At 65.9% G+C, this 16,481-nt stretch carries 17 protein-coding genes; 12 read left to right on the top strand and 5 right to left on the bottom strand.

Features of this window, described 5'->3' with window-relative positions:
- Positions 1-16: 16 nt before the first annotated feature.
- Genes paoA through paoC form a run of 3 tightly spaced genes read left to right on the top strand, consistent with a single transcriptional unit; the run spans position 17 to position 3,823 of the window.
- Complete coding sequence (gene paoA / locus NWF24_RS14565; RefSeq protein WP_258354777.1) at positions 17-661, top strand: aldehyde dehydrogenase iron-sulfur subunit PaoA; 645 nt, start codon at positions 17-19, stop codon at positions 659-661.
- Positions 658-1,608 carry an FAD binding domain-containing protein gene (locus tag NWF24_RS14560; RefSeq protein ID WP_258354776.1) on the top strand — a complete coding sequence of 317 codons (951 nt, stop codon included), beginning with the start codon at positions 658-660 and terminating at the stop codon, positions 1,606-1,608. Before paoA ends, NWF24_RS14560 begins: the two co-directional genes overlap by 4 nt.
- Before the next feature lie 4 nt (positions 1,609-1,612).
- Entirely contained in the window at positions 1,613-3,823 is a 2,211-nt protein-coding gene (gene paoC, locus NWF24_RS14555; RefSeq protein ID WP_258354775.1) for an aldehyde oxidoreductase molybdenum-binding subunit PaoC, read from the top strand.
- 33 nt (positions 3,824-3,856) lie between these two features.
- Here paoC and NWF24_RS14550 read toward each other — a convergent pair whose 3' ends face one another.
- On the bottom strand, positions 3,857-4,285 hold the full coding sequence (locus NWF24_RS14550) for a MarR family winged helix-turn-helix transcriptional regulator (protein WP_258354774.1): 429 nt from the start codon (positions 4,283-4,285) through the stop codon (positions 3,857-3,859).
- A gap of 173 nt (positions 4,286-4,458) precedes the next feature.
- Between NWF24_RS14550 and NWF24_RS14545 the strand changes: the two genes are divergently transcribed.
- The 7 genes from NWF24_RS14545 to NWF24_RS14515 all read left to right on the top strand — a co-directional run bounded on the left by NWF24_RS14545 (position 4,459) and on the right by NWF24_RS14515 (position 11,337).
- Positions 4,459-5,196 carry an SDR family oxidoreductase gene (locus NWF24_RS14545; protein ID WP_258354773.1) on the top strand — a complete coding sequence of 246 codons (738 nt, stop codon included), beginning with the start codon at positions 4,459-4,461 and terminating at the stop codon, positions 5,194-5,196.
- Positions 5,197-5,300: 104 nt separating this feature from the next.
- A complete protein-coding gene (locus NWF24_RS14540) occupies positions 5,301-5,987 on the top strand; it encodes a response regulator transcription factor (RefSeq protein WP_258354772.1) in 687 nt (228 codons plus the stop codon).
- The gene (locus NWF24_RS14535; RefSeq protein ID WP_258354771.1) at positions 5,956-7,368 is read left to right on the top strand and encodes a sensor histidine kinase; all 1,413 of its coding nucleotides are present in this window, start codon (positions 5,956-5,958) and stop codon (positions 7,366-7,368) included. Before NWF24_RS14540 ends, NWF24_RS14535 begins: the two co-directional genes overlap by 32 nt.
- Before the next feature lie 92 nt (positions 7,369-7,460).
- Complete coding sequence (locus tag NWF24_RS14530) at positions 7,461-7,784, top strand: hypothetical protein (RefSeq protein ID WP_258354770.1); 324 nt, start codon at positions 7,461-7,463, stop codon at positions 7,782-7,784.
- A 303-nt stretch (positions 7,785-8,087) separates the two neighbouring features.
- Positions 8,088-9,116 carry a glycosyltransferase family 2 protein gene (locus NWF24_RS14525; protein ID WP_375338455.1) on the top strand — a complete coding sequence of 343 codons (1,029 nt, stop codon included), beginning with the start codon at positions 8,088-8,090 and terminating at the stop codon, positions 9,114-9,116.
- Positions 9,116-10,660: an ArnT family glycosyltransferase gene (locus tag NWF24_RS14520; protein ID WP_258354768.1), complete on the top strand. Its 1,545-nt coding sequence runs from the start codon at positions 9,116-9,118 to the stop codon at positions 10,658-10,660. Before NWF24_RS14525 ends, NWF24_RS14520 begins: the two co-directional genes overlap by 1 nt.
- Positions 10,648-11,337, top strand: a complete 690-nt coding sequence (locus tag NWF24_RS14515; RefSeq protein WP_258354767.1) for a phosphatase PAP2 family protein — start codon at positions 10,648-10,650, stop codon at positions 11,335-11,337. The genes NWF24_RS14520 and NWF24_RS14515 overlap by 13 nt, the downstream gene beginning before the upstream one ends.
- Here the strand turns inward: NWF24_RS14515 and NWF24_RS14510 are convergent.
- A complete protein-coding gene (locus NWF24_RS14510) occupies positions 11,325-12,599 on the bottom strand; it encodes a porin (protein WP_258354766.1) in 1,275 nt (424 codons plus the stop codon). The genes NWF24_RS14515 and NWF24_RS14510 overlap by 13 nt on opposite strands.
- Before the next feature lie 16 nt (positions 12,600-12,615).
- Positions 12,616-12,909: a hypothetical protein gene (locus tag NWF24_RS14505; protein WP_258354765.1), complete on the bottom strand. Its 294-nt coding sequence runs from the start codon at positions 12,907-12,909 to the stop codon at positions 12,616-12,618.
- Between the two features lie 126 nt (positions 12,910-13,035).
- Here NWF24_RS14505 and NWF24_RS14500 point away from each other — a divergent pair, with 126 nt between their 5' ends.
- Entirely contained in the window at positions 13,036-13,362 is a 327-nt protein-coding gene (locus tag NWF24_RS14500) for a carboxymuconolactone decarboxylase family protein (RefSeq protein ID WP_258354764.1), read from the top strand.
- A 32-nt stretch (positions 13,363-13,394) separates the two neighbouring features.
- The gene (locus tag NWF24_RS14495) at positions 13,395-14,378 is read left to right on the top strand and encodes a Bug family tripartite tricarboxylate transporter substrate binding protein (protein ID WP_258354763.1); all 984 of its coding nucleotides are present in this window, start codon (positions 13,395-13,397) and stop codon (positions 14,376-14,378) included.
- A gap of 45 nt (positions 14,379-14,423) precedes the next feature.
- Here the strand turns inward: NWF24_RS14495 and NWF24_RS14490 are convergent, their stop codons facing one another.
- Together NWF24_RS14490 and NWF24_RS14485 are read right to left on the bottom strand one after the other, a co-directional pair.
- Positions 14,424-15,434 carry a Bug family tripartite tricarboxylate transporter substrate binding protein gene (locus tag NWF24_RS14490; protein ID WP_258354762.1) on the bottom strand — a complete coding sequence of 337 codons (1,011 nt, stop codon included), beginning with the start codon at positions 15,432-15,434 and terminating at the stop codon, positions 14,424-14,426.
- A gap of 2 nt (positions 15,435-15,436) precedes the next feature.
- The gene (locus NWF24_RS14485) at positions 15,437-16,195 is read right to left on the bottom strand and encodes an SDR family NAD(P)-dependent oxidoreductase (protein ID WP_258354761.1); all 759 of its coding nucleotides are present in this window, start codon (positions 16,193-16,195) and stop codon (positions 15,437-15,439) included.
- Positions 16,196-16,481: the final 286 nt, after the last annotated feature.

Raw genomic sequence — 16,481 nt, 5'->3', positions numbered from 1 at the left:
TGGAAGGAGTCCACACATGGCCGAACCCCGCGATGTCACCATCAATCGACGCGACCTTTTCCTCATGGGCGTAGGCGCTGGCGTCTCGACGCAGATACCGGCCCAGCCGAGCGCTGCGAGTTCGGCGTCGGCTTCCGCCATGCCGCCAGCCGCGCTGCACAGGGTGCAGATGAAGGTGAACCGCGAACTGCGCGACCTTCAGCTGGACCCGCGCACCACCTTGCTCGACATGCTGCGCGAGCACCTCGCGCTGAACGGCACGAAGAAGGGCTGCGACCACGGCCAGTGCGGCGCCTGCACCGTCATCGTGGACGGCCGCCGGGTGAATTCCTGCCTGACGCTGGCGGTGATGCACGAAGGCTCGAGCGTCACGACGGTGGAGGGGCTTGGCACGCCCGGGCAGTTGCACCCGATGCAGGCGGCCTTCGTGAAGCACGACGGCTACCAGTGCGGCTATTGCACGCCCGGGCAGATCTGCTCGGCAGTCGCCGTGCTGGACGAAATCAAGCGGGGCATTCCCAGCCACGTCACAGCCGACCTCGCATCGGTGCCCTTGCTGAACGCGCAAGAACTGCGCGAGCGCATGAGCGGCAACATCTGCCGCTGCGGCGCCTACGCCAACATCCTCGAAGCCATCACCGAAGTCGGGGAGGGCGCATGAAGCTCTTCAGCTACCAGCGCGCGAACAGCGTGGTCGAGGCCACCGCCCTGGCGGCCCAGCGTCCGGAGACGCGCTTCATTGCCGGCGGCACCAATCTGCTGGACCTGATGAAGCTGCAGATCGAAACGCCTGCGCACCTCGTCGATGTCAACGGCCTGGCGCTGGACAAGATCGAGCCGACGCCCGAAGGCGGCCTGCGCATCGGCGCCCTGGTTCGCAACACCGATCTGGCGGCCGACCTGCGCGTGCGCAAGGACTACGCCGTGCTGTCGCGTGCGTTGCTGGCCGGCGCTTCGGGGCAGTTGCGCAACCGCGCCACGACGGCCGGCAACCTGCTGCAGCGGACCCGCTGTCCGTACTTCTATGACACCAACCAGCCCTGCAACAAGCGCACGCCGGGCAGCGGATGCTCGGCCATCGGCGGAGCCAGCCGGTCGCTGGGGCTGCTCGGCGTCAGCCAGGCCTGCATTGCCACCCATCCGAGCGACATGGCGGTCGCGATGCGGGTGCTCGATGCGACGGTCGAGACCGTGCGGCCCGATGGCCGGACCCGCACCATTCCGATTGCCGACTTTCATCGCTTGCCCGGCGCCACGCCGCATGTGGAAACCGTGCTGGAGCCCGCCGAGCTGATCACGGCGGTGACGCTGCCCCGACCGGTCGGCGGGACACAGGTCTATCACAAGGTGCGCGACCGGGCCTCCTATGCCTTCGCGCTGGTGTCGGTGGCGGCAATCGTTCATGCGGACGGCACTGGGCGCGTGGCCCTGGGCGGCGTGGCGCCCAGGCCGTGGCGTGTCGAAGCGGCCGATGCCGCATTGCCGCGCGGTGCACGCGCCGTGTCCGAGCACCTGCTGGCAGACGCTAGGCCGACCGAGGAAAACGCTTTCAAGCTGCCGCTGGCCACGCGCGCAATCGCCGCCGTGCTGGCGCAGCCAAGAGGATAGAAGCATGCATTTCGACAAACCCGAGGGCAGCAATCCGATCGACCGGCTCAAGGTCGTGGGCCAACCGGTGAGCCGCATCGACGGACCGCTGAAAACCACCGGCACCGCGACCTACGCCTACGAGAACCGCGACATCGGCGGCAAGCCCGCCTACGGCTTTGTGCTGGGCGCAGCGATTGGCAAAGGCCGGATCTCCAGCATCGACGAGTCGCGTGCCCGCGCGGCGCCGGGGGTTCTCGACATCGTGACGGCACGCAATGCCGGCAAGCTCGGCGTCGGTGCGTTCTATGTCGACCGCGCATTGGCGGGGCCGGGCGTGGACCACTACGGGCAGGCGGTTGCCGTGGTCGTCGCGGAAACCTTCGAACAGGCGCGCGCGGCTGCATCGCTGCTGGACGTGCGCTATGTGCGGGCGCACGGCGCGTTCGATCTCGCTGCGGCCAAGGACCTCGCCGTCACACCCAGGGCCGCTGCGTTCGGGCCGCCGCCGCAAAGTGGCATCGGCGACTTTGCAGGCGCCTTTGCTGCCGCCCCCGTCACCCTGGACGAGACCTACACCACGCCCGACCAGTCGCACGCGATGATGGAACCGCACGCCAGCATCGCGGTGTGGCAAGGCGACCGGCTGACCGTGTGGTGTCCGATCCAGCAGCTCAACTGGGGGGCGCGCGATCTCGGCCTGATCCTCGGCATCCCCAAGGAAAACATCCGCTTGCTGGCGCCCTACATCGGCGGCGGATTCGGCGGCAAGGGCACCGTGCTGGCCGACACCGTGGCCGCGGCGTTGGCCGCTCGCGCCGTGGGACGACCGGTGAAGGTCGCGCTGACGCGGCCGCTGATGTTCAACAGCACGACGCACCGGCCGGCCACGATCCAGCGCATCCGCATCGGCGCGGGGCGCGACGGCAAGATCACCGCCATCGGGCACGAGAGCTGGTCCGGCAACCTGCGCGGCGGCCGCACCGAGGCGGCCACGGCCTCCACGCGCTGGCTGTACGCGGGCGCCAATCGCATGACCCGGCTGCGCCTCGCCGTGCTCGATCTCGCCGAAGGCAACGCTATGCGTGCGCCCGGGGAGGCGCCCGGCATGATGACGCTGGAGATCGCGATGGACGAGATGGCCGAGAAACTGGGCATCGACCCCGTCGAGTTCCGCATCCTCAACGACACGCAGTTCGCGCCGGAGGAGCCGCAGCGGCCGTTCTCCAAACGACAACTGGTCGAATGCCTGCGCGTGGGTGCCGAGCGCTTCGGTTGGCGCCAGCGGCAATCGAAGACGGGTGTGGTGCGCGACGGGCAGTGGCTGGTCGGCATGGGAGCGGCAGCCGCGATTCGCGGTGCGCCGATTGCGCAGTCCGCCGCGCGGGTGCGGCTGGACAGCCAGGGCGTCGTCACCGTGGAAACCGACATGACCGACCTCGGCACCGGCAGCTACACCATCATTGCGCAGACCGCAGCCGAGATGATGGGCGTCGGCCTCGATCAAGTCGTCGTGCGGCTCGGCGACAGCCGCCTGCCGGAGTCTCCAGGGTCTGGCGGCCAGTGGGGCGCAGCGTCGGCGACGTCCGGCGTGTACGCGGCGTGCGTGAAGCTGCGCGAGACGGTGGCGCAGAAACTCGGCTTCGCCACCACCGGCATCGAGTTCGCCGACGGGCACGTGCAATCCGGCGAGCGCCGCGTGCCGCTCAAGGACGCTGCCGCGCAGGGCGAACTCGTGGCCGAGGACGAGATGACCTACGGCGACCTCTCCAAGCAATACGCCCACCAGACCTTCGGTGCGCACTTCGTGGAACTGGGCGTTCACGCCTTCACCGGCGAGATCCGGCTTCGGCGGATGCTGGCTGTGTGCGCGGCGGGCCGCATCCTGAACCCGAAACTGGCCCGCAGCCAGGTCATCGGGGCGATGGTGATGGGCGCGGGTGCGGCGTTGATGGAGGAACTGGTGGTGGACCCGCGCGCCGGCTGCTTCATTAATCACGACCTCGCCGCCTACGAGGTGCCCGTGCATGCGGACATTCCGCAGCAGGACGTGATCTTCCTCGACGAGGTGGACAACACGATGTCCCCGATGAAGGCCAAGGGCGTCGGCGAACTGGGCCTGTGCGGCGTGGCCGCCGCCATCGCCAACGCGGTCTACAACGCGACGGGGGTGCGCGTGCGCGACTATCCGATCACGCTGGACAAGTTCCTGGATCGGTTGCCGGTTCAGGTCTGAGAGAGCACCGCGCAGGCTGGCTGGTGACGGCGGTCAGCCTGGCTCCTCTTCCGCCGTGTCTTGCTCCAGCTTCTGCCGCAGCGACGCCATGATTTCTTGCATCGTCTTGATGTCGTCCACGTCGATCCCGTCCGAGAGGCTGTTGATCCATGGCGCCTGCAAAGCCATGGCATCTGTGTAGGCCTGTTTTCCTCTCTCGGTCAGGACCACGAGCTGCGCCCGCCGGTGGTGAGGATTGGCCTCGAATGCGACGAGCGCTTCCTTCTCGAGGTCGTTGACGATCCGCTGCACGTTTTGCCGATTGGCGCCCAGGTTGCGGGCGAGCCATGCCACCGGCTGCGGGTGTTCGCCCTTGAAGATGGTGCCCAGGATCTGCCAGCGGGCGCTCGTGAGGCCGAGCGGCGCGACCAGCCGGTCGCCAGCTGTCAGCAGGCGGCTGTTGAGCCTGAACAGCTCGAGCATCAAGCCACTCATCGCTTCTCCTGCAGGGGTTCGCTTCGTTCTTGCCATACGTCTCCATCAAGCTTTATTGACAACATGGTGTCATGTTGGCATCATTCAATCCTATCAGAGCGGCAGCGACAGGCCCATCGACGTCGATGGAACCTGCGTGCCCGTTTTCAAAGGACCAGACCATGACATTGCGCGACAGCACGATCCTCATTACCGGAGGCTCCAGCGGCATCGGATTTGCGCTTGCGCAAGGACTTCTTGCGCGCGGCAATCGCGTCATCGTCTGCGGCCGGGGCGAAGAGGCACTGGCTCGCGCTCAGGCGATCGAGCCGGCGCTGATCACGCGAGTATGCGATGTCACCAACACCGAAAGCAGAAGGGCGCTGGTCGAGTGGATTGCTGCCGAGCATCCGGACCTCAGTGTCGTCTTCAACAATGCCGGCGTTCAATCGCGCCGCAGCTTCACCGGCGATCACGCACTGGACGGCCTGGAGCAGGAAGTCGCGATCAACTTCACCGCGCCGGTGCAGCTCATCGGCGAGCTGCTGCCCCAGCTGTGCAGGCAAGAGCGGGCTGTCATCGTCAACGTCACGTCGGGATTGGCTTTCGCGCCGATGGCCGATGTGCCGGTGTACTGCGCCACCAAGGCCGCGCTCCACTCGTTCACGCTCAGCTTGCGGCATCAACTTCGCCACACCGCGGTCAAGGTCGTGGAGTTGGCGCCTCCCATCGTCGACACCGGCCTGGGCGGCGATACGCGCAGCGACGGCACGAAGAGCGCCGGCATGATGAGCCCGGAAGCGTTTGCGGTCGAAGCGCTGAAGCTTCTGGATGAAGGCCGCGACGAAGTGCTGATCGGGCAGGCGGTCGGTACGCGCCAGCATGGCGAGGCGCTGTTCCAGCGCATGAATGGCAGCTGAGCCCCTGCCAACCGCTTGCTGCCGCCGCGCCATCCCTTGATCCCTTGCCCGTCAACGCGACCTGAGCGTCGGCGTGCGCTCCCGAGCTTTCCGCTTCACTGTCGATGAATCGCATTCTCCTGGTCGAGGACCATGAACGGCTGGCCCGGCTCACATGCAGCGGGCTCGAAGCGGCAGGCATTGCAGCCGATGTCGTTCATCGCGGCGACGACGCATGGGCGGCCCTGCAGCAGGTGCCCTACGGCGCGCTCGTGCTCGACCGGGGGCTGCCCGATGGCGACGGACTCGCCCTGCTGCAACGCCTGCGGGCGCGCGGCGTCGGTGTGCCGTGCCTCGTTCTGACGGCGCGCGATGCCTTGCGCGACCGGGTGGAAGGGCTCGAGTCCGGCGCCGACGACTACCTTGCCAAGCCCTTTGCAATGGATGAAATGGTGGCCCGCGTGCGGGCACTGCTGCGCCGCCCGACGGTATGTCGGCCGCTCGATCCCGCGCTCGGCGATCTCCAGCTGAAACCCGCCGATGGAAGCGTCTGCTGCGGTGAGGAGCGCATCTCACTGGCGCCTGCAGAAATGCAGATCCTGCTCCTCCTCATGCACGGCGGCGGTGAGACGGTGCGCCGCGCCGCGCTGGAAGCGGCTGCGTGGGGATTGGGGGAGGCCGTCACGCCGAACGCGCTCGACGTGGCGCTGCACCGGCTTCGCCGAAAGCTGCTCACCATCGGCTCGCGGCAGCGGGTCGTCAACGTGAGAGGGTTGGGCTATGCGCTTCGCGAAGCCGGCGTGGCTGCATAGCCTCAGTCTGAAGATCCTGCTCGCATTCGTGATCGGCGTGGTACTGAGCATCGTGTTGATTGCGTCCATCGCCATCACCCTGCTGACGGTGCGCAGCGATCTCCTGTTCGTTGCCGATCTGGTGGGACGCGCGGAAGAACTCGCGGGCGCATTGCAGTTCGACGACGCGGGAACACCCGTCGGGCTCGATGCGAGCGAACGCGGTGCGGACTGGATGTACGAGAGCCTCGGGCAAGAGATGGCTTACCGCGTCCTCGATGCCTCCGGCAAGGCCGTGATTTCGTCCGCTTCGGTCGAAGCGTTCTGGGGGGGCGCGGCATGGCCGGCCGAACGCGGTTATTTCAAGTTCGAGCACAGCGGGATGCCGATACACGGCGCCACCGTGCCGGTGGAGCACGCTGGCCGGAAGTGGTTCCTGCAGTTCGCCGCGAGCACACGGTTTGGAGATCTCGTGCATCGGCATTTCGTGCTGCCGTTCGTGGCCGCCGGGATCGCCGTCTTCAGCCTCGTCCTGCTCATCGTGTTCGGCGCATGCGCGTACCTGGTCCTGGGCTACACGCTCAAGCCGCTGCGAAGCGTGGCGGCTTCCGCAGCGGCGATTTCGCCGAGGTCCATCCATGCCCGGCTGCAGGCCGATGGCGTTCCGTCCGAGATCGTGCCGCTCGTGGAGAGCTTCAATCGCGTGCTCGAACGGCTGGAGCACGGGTTTCGCATCCAGCAGGAGTTTCTTGCGACGGCGGCGCATGAACTGAAGACACCGCTCGCATTGATCCGTGCGCAGATCGAACTGAGCGAGCCGGGCGCGGGCCGCGGCGCATTGCTCAAAGACGTCGAACACATGGCGCGGCAAGTGCAACAGCTTCTGCACCTGGCCGAGGCCAGCGAGGTTCAGAACTACAGCTTCGCGCAAGTCGATGTGCGGCAGGTTGCCGAGGAGAGCACCGCCTATCTGGAGCGCATGGCCCACACAGCGGATGTGCATCTCTCGGTCGAACTTCACAGCAAGGCGGTGCACTGGACCGCCGACCGGGGCGCGCTCTTTACGGTGCTGAAGAACCTCATGGAGAACGCGATCCAGCACGCACCGCGCGGCACGACGGTCACGGTCGAGGTGGGTCCCGACGCGATGACGGTTCGGGATTGCGGACCGGGCGCAGATCCGGCGCAGCGCGCGATGATGTTCACGCGCTTCTGGCGCGGCGCCCATCGCCGCGACCATGGCGCGGGTCTGGGCCTCGCCATCTGCCAGGAGATCGCGCAGGCGCATGGATGGAAGCTGTCCGCAGAAGACGCCGAGCCGGGCATGAGGTTTGTGCTGGCCCGCCCGTTCGGGTGCGCAAGCGCGCCCCTGGCTGCGCGAGGGGCGGTGCGGGGCCGGTAAGTCTCTGGAAAGTCTCCGGAAAGTCTTCCAAGCAGAAGATGCGGAGATCCTGTTATCGATGTCGATGTCTCACTCTGTCCAAAGAGAAATAAATGATCAATAAAACACGTTCGTTGTTGCTGTCGTTCCCGCTCGTTCTGCTCATGGCAGGTTGCACGAATATCCCCAAGAGCAGCCTGCCGGAAACGCAGTTTTCCTCGCTCGATTGCAGGGCCATCGCAGACCAGCTGGCGCAAGAGCAGGTGACGCAGGAGCGTTCGGCAGAGGCCAAGAGCAATTCCTGGAAGATCGTCATACCCTTTGCCATTGCCGCTCGCTACATCGATGCATCGAGTCACATGAACGAGTCCGAGCGCAGATCGAACTTGCTGGTGCAAGCGCAGCAATCTAAGAGTTGCAAGCAGGTTTCCGGCTGACGCGGTCGCGCGCTGGGATCCAAGGCCGCTCTTGAAGGTGTTCACGCGTTTCTGGCGTGGCGCCCATCGGCGTGACCACGGCGCCAGTCCGAGCACAAGATTTCTGCTGTCTGGTTCGAGGGGTGCGGTAGGGGCGGGGATTGTTCTCCGCCCCGCACAGGGCCGGTAAGTCGCCGGAAAGTCTTCCAGGCTGAGGATGCGGAAATCCTGTTGTCCTGGTGCGATTCTTCAATGCTTCACTCTGTCAGTTCAAGTTCCCCCTATCGCGCGCGCACTGATCGGTTCTATTCGCCTGGCCGAACAGTGGGTGCGCCGCCAACAAGCGCCGTGTGGACCCAGCCTGGGAGGTCGACCCCGCGTCCGGCCTCCCCCGTAGCGCTCAGCGTCGTGGTTCCGGTTTTCAACGAGGAGGCGGTGCTGGTCGAATTTCAGCATCGCCTGGGCGCTGTGCTGGCGGGCCTTGGCGTGACATACGAAATCATCTACGTCGACGATGGAAGTACCGACCAGTCCATTCATCTGCTCAAGCGTCTGCAGCGCAGCCACCCCGGAACTTCCTATGCGCGCCTGAGCCGGAACTTCGGCAAGGAAGCGGCGATGAGCGCAGGACTGAAACTCGCAACCGGTGAGGCGGTGGTGGTCATCGACGCCGACTTGCAGGATCCTCCCGAGCTTCTTCCCGAAATGGTCGCTGCATGGCGCGGTGGTGCTGACGTGGTGAACATGCGGCGGCGCGTGCGCCTGGGCGAATCCTGGTGGAAGCGGACCACCGCCAGCGCGTTCTATCACCTCATCGAGCGCCTGAGCGATGTGCCGATCGCGCGGAACGTGGGCGACTTCCGCCTGTTCAGCCGCCGGGCGGTCGACGCGCTCAATCAGTTGCCCGAACGCGGGCGCTTCATGAAGGGGCTGTTCGCATGGGTCGGTTTCCCGCAGGCGACCATCGACTATGAGCGTTCCGCTCGCGCGGCCGGCGAGACCAAATGGCCTTTTCTCAAGCTCGTCGGCCTCGCCTTCGACGGCATCACCGCGTTCTCGGCCGCCCCGCTGAAGGTGGCTACGCTTCTGGGCCTCGCGAGCGCCGGCGGCGCCTTCGCCTATGCGATCTTCTTTTTCCTGAAGGCGCTGATTCTTGGCGATGAGGTGCATGGTTTCCCGACCTTGATCGTGAGCATGCTGTTCCTCGGCGGGCTGCAATTGCTGTGCATGGGAATGCTCGGCGAATACGTGGCGCGCATCTTCACCGAGACCAAAGGTCGCCCGATCTACCTGATCGACGTCTACGAGCCGGCGACGGTGCCGTCCAGGTCGAAATCGGACGCTGCTCGCTGATGCCGCGCCTTTTTACCGACACCCGGCAGGCGCTGGGCACGGCGACCACCTGCATCCTCGTTTTTCTCGTTGCACTGCGCCTGGTCTCTCTGGCGGGCTATCCGCTGATGGACACCACCGAGGGACGCTATGGCGAGATCGCGCGAAAGATGGCGGAGCGCGGGGACTGGATCACGCCGTGGTTCACCGATGGCACGCCGTTCTGGGGCAAGCCGCCGCTGGCCTTCTGGCTCTCCGCGGGAAGCATGCAGATCTTCGGAGCCAACGAGTTCGCCGCGCGTTTGCCTCACTTTCTGATGGCCGTTGCGATTGCCGTTCTCACGTTCGACTGGGCGCGGCGCGCCGGGATGCGGCGGCCCGCCTATGTGCTGCCCCTGCTCGCCACCACGGTCCTCTTTTGGACAGTCTCCGGCGCCGTGACCACCGACATGGCGCTGTGCCTGGGCACGGTGCTGTCGATGCGCAGCTTCTGGTTGGCGCTGCAAGGGCCGGCCGAGCACCGCGAGCGCGAGGCATGGCTGTTCATCGCCGGGCTCTGGATCGCTCTCCTGGCGAAGGGCCCTGTGGGATGCGCGCTGATCCTGCTGCCTGCCGGCGCCTGGGCCTTGTGGACAGGGCAGGCACGAAGGGTGTGGCAGGCCGTGCCGTGGATGCGAAACGGTGTGCTGCTTCTGGCCCTTGCTGCACCCTGGTATGTGCTCGCCGAAATACGCACGCCCGGTTTCCTGGACTACTTCTTCGTCGGGGAACACTGGAACCGGTTCTTCGTCTCGGGTTGGCAGGGCGACCGCTACGGCACAGCGCATGCCTTTCCCCGCGGCACCATCTGGCTCTTCCTGGCAGGTGCGTTTCTTCCGTGGAGCATCGTGGTGCCGCTTGCCGCCTGGCGCACGCGGCGCAAGATCACCAGTTCGCCGACAGATGGTGCGGACACGGACGCGCGACGGTCGTTCGTTCTCTATCTGCTGGCCTGCGGTCTCGCGCCGTGCGTGATCTTCACGGCTGCCGGCAACATCCTCTGGACCTATGTGCTTCCAAGCCTGCCGCCGCTGGCGGTGTTGGCCGCGCTCTGGTTGAACGATCGCGACGACGGCGTTGCGCGCCGGCTGCTGCTTGCCGGAACACTCGTCGCCATCGTCCTTTTTGCGGGGTGGTTGCTCGACCTCACCACAGGCGGCCGCGCCGAAGCCAAATCGGCCAAGGCCGTGGTGCAGCTGTACCGCACCCAACTGCGGGCGGAAACGCCACTGGCGTTCGTGCAGGAGCGCATGTTCTCCGCTGCGTTCTATTCAGGTGGGCGCGCGCTGCACATTGCCGACCCGTTGCAGATAGCGGACAAGCGGCCGCAGGAGCCCCTGTTCGTCGCAGTACCGCATTCGGTGCTGGGGCAACTGCCCCAGGCCCTCTTGCCATGCCTGCAAGTCGCGGGCGATGCCGGGAGCTATCGCCTTTTTCTGCGCGCGCCGTGCACCGAGCCGCGCCTTGCCATGAAGTCGCACGGCGACGCCAGTCAAGAGGGCAGGGGTGGCGAATGGAGGAACTGAATCTCTTCCTGTTCCTGTGGATGGCTGCGGGACACGCCCCTTGCCCTTGGCTGGTGTCCGTCGCAGGTGCTCTTGCCGTTGGCGGGCCTTGGCCGTGCCTGGCCCTGCTGGGCTGGACGGCTTGGCTGTATCCCCGGGAGCGCGGCTATCTCCTGGCCGTGCTGGGCTGTGCGACGCTCGCCTCCATGCTGGCCCACGCGCTCGCGGCGGCGCTGAACATGCCGCGACCTTTCATGGTGGGCCTGAGCCCGGCATACATTGAACACGGCGCGCGCGGTTCGCTGCCGAGCGCACACGCGACGGTCATGTTCACCGTCGCGCTGCTGTGCTTGCGTCGGCCCGCGCTGCATGCTGCGGGTGTTGCGATATTCGCAGCCGCCTCACTCACCGGTTGGGCACGTATCCACGTCGGTGTGCATTTTCCGGCTGACGTCCCGGCCGGTCTGCTGCTGGCCTTCGCAGTGGCGGCAGTTTTTGCCGGGTTGGAGCATCTCTGTCATCGCCTGTTTGCATCGACGGCCGTCGAGCGCGCCGGACGTCATGCGAATCAGCTTGTGCGCTACCTTCGACGATGGCTTCCCGCATTGCAGGTGGGTCGAATCAACGACCCACCTTCTTCCCGGCGTCATGTGCGAGACACAAGCCGTTCGTCGCCAACCTCGGATCAGAACGCGTGACGAATGCCGACGTCGTAGCCGGTTGAAGTCTTCGGGGTAAAGACGCCGGCCGGTGTGTTGTAGAAGTCCGGACCAGCGACCGTCAGATTGGCGCCGTTCTTGTTGCTCACCCGGGCGATGGAGGCGTACAGGGCCGTGCGCTTGGACAGGTTGTGCACGTAGCCAAGCGCAAGCTTGCTGGATTTCGGGTTGGCGGCCGACGTCCCGGGCGCGTTGTAGTCGTACTTGACGTGCGAGTACGCCACGCGGATCAGCCCGGGTCCGACCGGAACCGTCGCGCCGACGAGGTACCCGTCCAGATCGACATCGGGAACGCCACCGCCGATTGGCGCGACATCGTATTTCGTCTCGCGCTTGGAGCGCGCCACTTCACCGAAGAGCTTCACGGGACCGAAATCGTAGGAGGCGCCCAGGCTCGCAACCTTCAAGTAGCTGGTGGTTCCTTGGTAGTAGCTGTCGCCCACCGTGGTGTTGCCGTAGCCAACCGCGACATCGAGCGGGCCGTTCAGGTAACCGAAGCGTCCGCCGATGTACCGGCCCGCCTGGGTCGTGGCAACGGCACCAGGATTCAAAGCGCCATTGGCAGCGACACCGGGTGGCGTCGCGGTGCCCGGGCTGTACTTGGTGTTCTCGTGAAAGGCATACATCACCTGGCCGTAGAAGCCGCCGATGTTGGGAGGCAGGAAATAGCCAATGCTGTTGCTGTTGCGAACGGCACTGTTGCCCTTGACATTCGTGATGCCGGGAACGGGGGTGGCTGCCGGACCGAACGCCGCAAAGGAGCCGTTGAAGGCGACATGGATCAGGTTGGTGCCGACGCCGTTGGTTCCGAACGGATCGAACACCGTCTCGTTCCAGAACGAAGGGGTGTAGTCGCGTCCGAGCCGAAGCTCTCCGAACCCGCCGGAGAGACTGATGGTCGACCGACGGGCGAAGGTCGACAGGCCTTGCTGTCCATCGTCGTTGCTGATCGGCGATTCGAGCCAGAAGCTGGCTGCCAGGCCGCCACCCAGGTCTTCGGTGCCCCTGAAGCCGAATCGACTGCTGTGATAGCTCGAGTGCCGCAACTCCGTGCGGCTCGTCGTCACGCTGCCGCGGTTCACGTAGAACGGATCGCGCAGGGTCGGGCCGTTGAGGTCTTCGGCACGGTTCGAAGCACGGGTGATGCCTGTATCGATCAAGCCGAACATGGTGATGGACGACTGGGCGGAGGCCACGCCAGTCACTGCGAGCGTGGTCATTGCCACGAGAGTCTTCTTCATTGAGTTGTCTCCAAGGTTAAACATCGATGCCGACAGATGAACGCACCGCCATTGCTGTTCGGCGCGCCCTGTCGGTCTTCAGGTCAACCTCCTTTTGAGAAGCTGTCGCTATTGCACTTGCGGCATCGCGTGTCGGCGGCGCATGCACATTTCCCTCGCTCCGGCTGTTTGCCTTCTTGGTTCTGATGAATGAAGCGACATCGAAGCCGGGAGCAAATGCGATGCCAGCCAAATGGATGCCCAACCCCGACGAAACACCGCGTAATTCCGCCCGCAATGTCTTTTGCGCAAGCCCGGATGTTTCGCGCACGTACAACTGCCGTCGGCGAACACACCGCGTGTACCGCCGCGCACGGTGTGGATCGCGGCACAGCGACCGGCACGTGTCTTGCACTCCGAGGGAAGTCCAGTCCAACCACATCGAAGGAGCCAACACATGCAGCCCGTCCCCACGTCCGATCCCGCCCGCGTCTACAAGAACGTTCCGCAACTGGCCCGCATCCGCGAGCAGGTGCTGCTTGGCGATGTCTGGAAGCAGCCCGAGTTGGCCTATCGCGACCGCATCCTCGTCACCTGCGGAGTCCTGGCAGCTGGCGGAAAGGTCGATGAACTGACGGTGTGGATGCGCCGCGGTGTCGAAGCCGGCATCACGCTGGACGAACTGCGCGGCCTTGTCGTGCAGGTGACTTTCTATGCGGGCTGGCCAGCCGGCCTGGCTGCCGGCAGGGCCGCGCTCGACCTGTTCGAAGCCGAGGAAAGCTGAAGACCGTGGGAGCCCAACGCAAGGACAAGCGCATGAGAAAAATCCTCAACATGCTGGCGCGCACAGCGGCCGCGCTCGCCGGCACGGCTTGTCTCGCTGCCGCAGTGATGGCGCAACCGGCCTTTCCTTCGCGTCCGCTGAAGCTCATCGTTCCTTTCCCGGCAGGCGGCTCCAGCGACATCCTGGCACGCGCCTTCGCGGAAAAGCTGCAAGCCGAACTCGGCCAGCCCGTTGTCGTCGACAACCGGGCGGGCGGCAACACCGTGATCGGGACCCAGGCGGCAGCAAGCGCGAAGCCGGACGGCTACACGATCTTGCAGGTGACGCCGAATTCCGTGACTGTGGGCAGCCTGCGATCCAACCTGCCGTACGACCTGGAGCGCGATTTCACGCCTGTGCTCGGCGTGGGCGCCGTGCCCCTGATGCTCGTTGTGCCGGCGATGTCGAACACCCGGTCCATCGCGGACCTGGCGGCCGCAGCGAAGACCTCGCCCAGTGGCATCACCTATGGCTCCGGCGGCATCGGTTCACTCGGCCACCTCGTGCCTGCGCGCTTCGTGCGCGACCTGGGCGTGACCGGCACCCATGTGCCCTACCGAGGGGTCGCGCCGGCTGTCCAGGACGTGGCTGCCGGCCGCGTGCAGTTCATGTTCGTCTCCAGCCTTGAAGGCATGCAGATGACCAAGACCGGCATGGTCCGCGTGCTGGCCGTGACCTCCGGGCAGCGCCTTCCCAATCTCCCCAAGGTGCCGACCATGGCGGAACTGGGCTTCGCGGACTTCAAGCCCGTGGTCTGGTATGGGTTCATGGTGCCGGCTCATACGCCACCCGTCATCACCGCCCGGTTGGCCAAGGCTTTCGCCAACGCCGCCGGTGACCCGGCAATGCGTGAGCACCTCATGGCGCTCGGGCTCTCGGTCGAAATCCGCGACGCGACGGCGTTTGGCAAGTACCTCCGCGAGGAGACGATGCGCTGGACTCGCGTCGTGAGGGACAACGACATCCGGATGGAGTGAAAGGGCAGGTCGATACGTGGGTTGCGCCACGGAGAGTCGGAGTGCTCAGTCCGCCTTGATGCGTCCCGCCTTGACGACCTGGCGCCACTTCTCCAGTTCGGTTCGTTGCAGCTGGGCCAACTGCTCGGGGGTACCGCCCACCGCGACAGCGCCGAGTTCCTTCAGCCGCCCGGCGAGGGCAGGGCGCTTCAGCGCCTCATCGACTTGCGCCGAGATGCGCTGCACGATCTCTTGCGCCGTGCCTGCCGGCGCATACAGTGCCGTCCAAGACGATGCTTCGAAGTCCTTCAGTCCCAGCGTCTCGGCCACGGTGGGCACGTCCGGCAATTCGGGAAGGCGTTCGCGCGTGGTGGTGGCGAGCACGCGAACGCGGCCCGACTTCATCTGTGGCAAGGTGCTCACCAGTGTGTTGAACATCAGGTGCACGTGGCCCGCCACCACCGCTTCAGTGGCCGGCGCCTCCCCCTTGAAGGGGACATGCGTCATGGAGGTGCCGGTGCGGTACTTGAAGTATTCCGCAACCAGGTGAGAAGACCCGCCGTTGCCCGCCGATGAGAAGTCGAGCTTGCCCGGGTTGGCCCTGGCATGGGCCACCAGCTCTTTCAGGGTCTTGGCCGGCAGCGCCTGCGTGCTCGTCATCACCACGATGGGCACGTTGATCAACTGCGATACCGGCGCGAAGTCGAGCAGCGGGTCGTACGGCATCTTCTCGTACAGCAACGGATTGATCACCACCGCTCCCGTGCTCGCCACCAGCAGCGTGTAGCCGTCGGCCGGCGCCCTGGCCGCCTCGGCACCGCCGATCAGGCCGTGGGCGCCGGCCCTGTTCTCGATCACCACCGGGATCTTCAGCGCTTCGCCCAACGCCTGGCCGACCAGGCGGGCGGCGACATCGGTCTGCCCGCCAGCAGGGAAGGGCACGATGATGCGAATGGGCTTGGCGGGCCAGGGCCGCTGGCCTGCGGCAAGGCCGCTCGCCAGACCCAGAAGGCAGGCAGCGACCGCGCGCCGCACAGGGCTGATGCACGCGCCATCGCAAACGCGTCGGCCGTTCATCGTCAATGACTCTTGCCGGCCGTGAATCCGCCGTCCGCGGGAATCACTGCGCCAGTGACGAAGCTGGCGTCGTCGGACGCCAGGAACAGGATCACCGATGCGATCTCTTCCGGCTTGCCCGCGCGGCCCAATGGCATGGAGTGCGCGATCCGCTCCGCATCCTCGGGCTTCTCGAAGTACGACGCGGTCATGGGCGTATAGATCATGCCGGGGCATACGACGTTCACGCGGATGTTGTGCGGCGCGAGGTCGATGGCCATCTCGCGGGTCAGGCCGACCACCGCGTGCTTCGAGGCCACATACACGGGGCGGTTGACGATGCCGATGATGCCGGCGGTCGATGCGACGTTCACGATCGCTGCCGGCCGCTGCGCGGCCCGCACTTTGCGAACGAAGGCTTGAGCGGTATTGAACACGCCTTCGCTGTTGACGGCCATCACCCGCCGCCAGCGCTCGGTCGGCAGCTCCTCCAGGCTGTGGGTGTCGCGAATGCCGGCGCTGTTGACCAGCACGTCGAGGGTGCCGAAGCGCGCGAGGGCGTCGTCGATGCAGGCCCGGACCTGGTCCGGGTCGCTCACGTCCAGTGCGATCGCGAGGCTGCGTTCGGGCCCGAGTTCCGCCGCAAGCCGCGCCGCGCCCGCTGCATCGGCGTCGACGATCACCACTGCCGCGCCTTCGGCATGCGCGCGGCGGACCGTGGCCTCGCCGATGCCGCTGGCACCGCCGGTGATGATGAACGTACGGTCGCTGAATCTGCTCATGAAGTGCCTCTGTAAGTTCGTGTGCCATGCCGATCAGCAACACGCATGCCACCGATGAAGACGCCAGGCAGGCGCTGCGGGCTCACTGTCAATGCGTGCATGTGTCCGTGCCGGCGACAGGTGTGCGCAGCAGCGACGCTGCTGGCCTCGACGGATGCATGCGGCGCAGCGCAAGGCATGCATTGGCGAGAACCGGGCATGGCATTTGATTTGCTCTCTGTCTCCTGCGATTTGACCGTTGGAGACATGCGACCACACCGTCCCGCTTCAGCCAGACCAAGTCCGT

Origin of the sequence: Variovorax paradoxus (genome assembly GCF_024734665.1) — a bacterium.
Classification (GTDB): domain Bacteria; phylum Pseudomonadota; class Gammaproteobacteria; order Burkholderiales; family Burkholderiaceae_C; genus Variovorax.
The sequence above is the reverse complement of the archived record's forward strand: the minus strand, read 5'-3'. Positions and strand labels throughout refer to the sequence as shown.

Excerpts from the sequence above, each read along its gene's own strand:
- NWF24_RS14510 (WP_258354766.1), bottom strand. The coding sequence starts at position 12,599 with ATGAAGAAGACTCTCGTGGCAATGACCACGCTCGCAGTGACTGGCGTG.
- NWF24_RS14560 (WP_258354776.1), top strand. The coding sequence starts at position 658 with ATGAAGCTCTTCAGCTACCAGCGCGCGAACAGCGTGGTCGAGGCCACC.
- NWF24_RS14545 (WP_258354773.1), top strand. The coding sequence starts at position 4,459 with ATGACATTGCGCGACAGCACGATCCTCATTACCGGAGGCTCCAGCGGC.
- NWF24_RS14530 (WP_258354770.1), top strand. The coding sequence starts at position 7,461 with ATGATCAATAAAACACGTTCGTTGTTGCTGTCGTTCCCGCTCGTTCTG.
- paoA (WP_258354777.1), top strand. The coding sequence starts at position 17 with ATGGCCGAACCCCGCGATGTCACCATCAATCGACGCGACCTTTTCCTC.
- NWF24_RS14495 (WP_258354763.1), top strand. The coding sequence starts at position 13,395 with ATGAGAAAAATCCTCAACATGCTGGCGCGCACAGCGGCCGCGCTCGCC.
- NWF24_RS14535 (WP_258354771.1), top strand. The coding sequence starts at position 5,956 with ATGCGCTTCGCGAAGCCGGCGTGGCTGCATAGCCTCAGTCTGAAGATC.
- NWF24_RS14520 (WP_258354768.1), top strand. The coding sequence starts at position 9,116 with ATGCCGCGCCTTTTTACCGACACCCGGCAGGCGCTGGGCACGGCGACC.
- NWF24_RS14500 (WP_258354764.1), top strand. The coding sequence starts at position 13,036 with ATGCAGCCCGTCCCCACGTCCGATCCCGCCCGCGTCTACAAGAACGTT.
- paoC (WP_258354775.1), top strand. The coding sequence starts at position 1,613 with ATGCATTTCGACAAACCCGAGGGCAGCAATCCGATCGACCGGCTCAAG.
- NWF24_RS14490 (WP_258354762.1), bottom strand. The coding sequence starts at position 15,434 with ATGAACGGCCGACGCGTTTGCGATGGCGCGTGCATCAGCCCTGTGCGG.
- NWF24_RS14540 (WP_258354772.1), top strand. The coding sequence starts at position 5,301 with ATGAATCGCATTCTCCTGGTCGAGGACCATGAACGGCTGGCCCGGCTC.
- NWF24_RS14485 (WP_258354761.1), bottom strand. The coding sequence starts at position 16,195 with ATGAGCAGATTCAGCGACCGTACGTTCATCATCACCGGCGGTGCCAGC.
- NWF24_RS14515 (WP_258354767.1), top strand. The coding sequence starts at position 10,648 with ATGGAGGAACTGAATCTCTTCCTGTTCCTGTGGATGGCTGCGGGACAC.
- NWF24_RS14550 (WP_258354774.1), bottom strand. The coding sequence starts at position 4,285 with ATGCTCGAGCTGTTCAGGCTCAACAGCCGCCTGCTGACAGCTGGCGAC.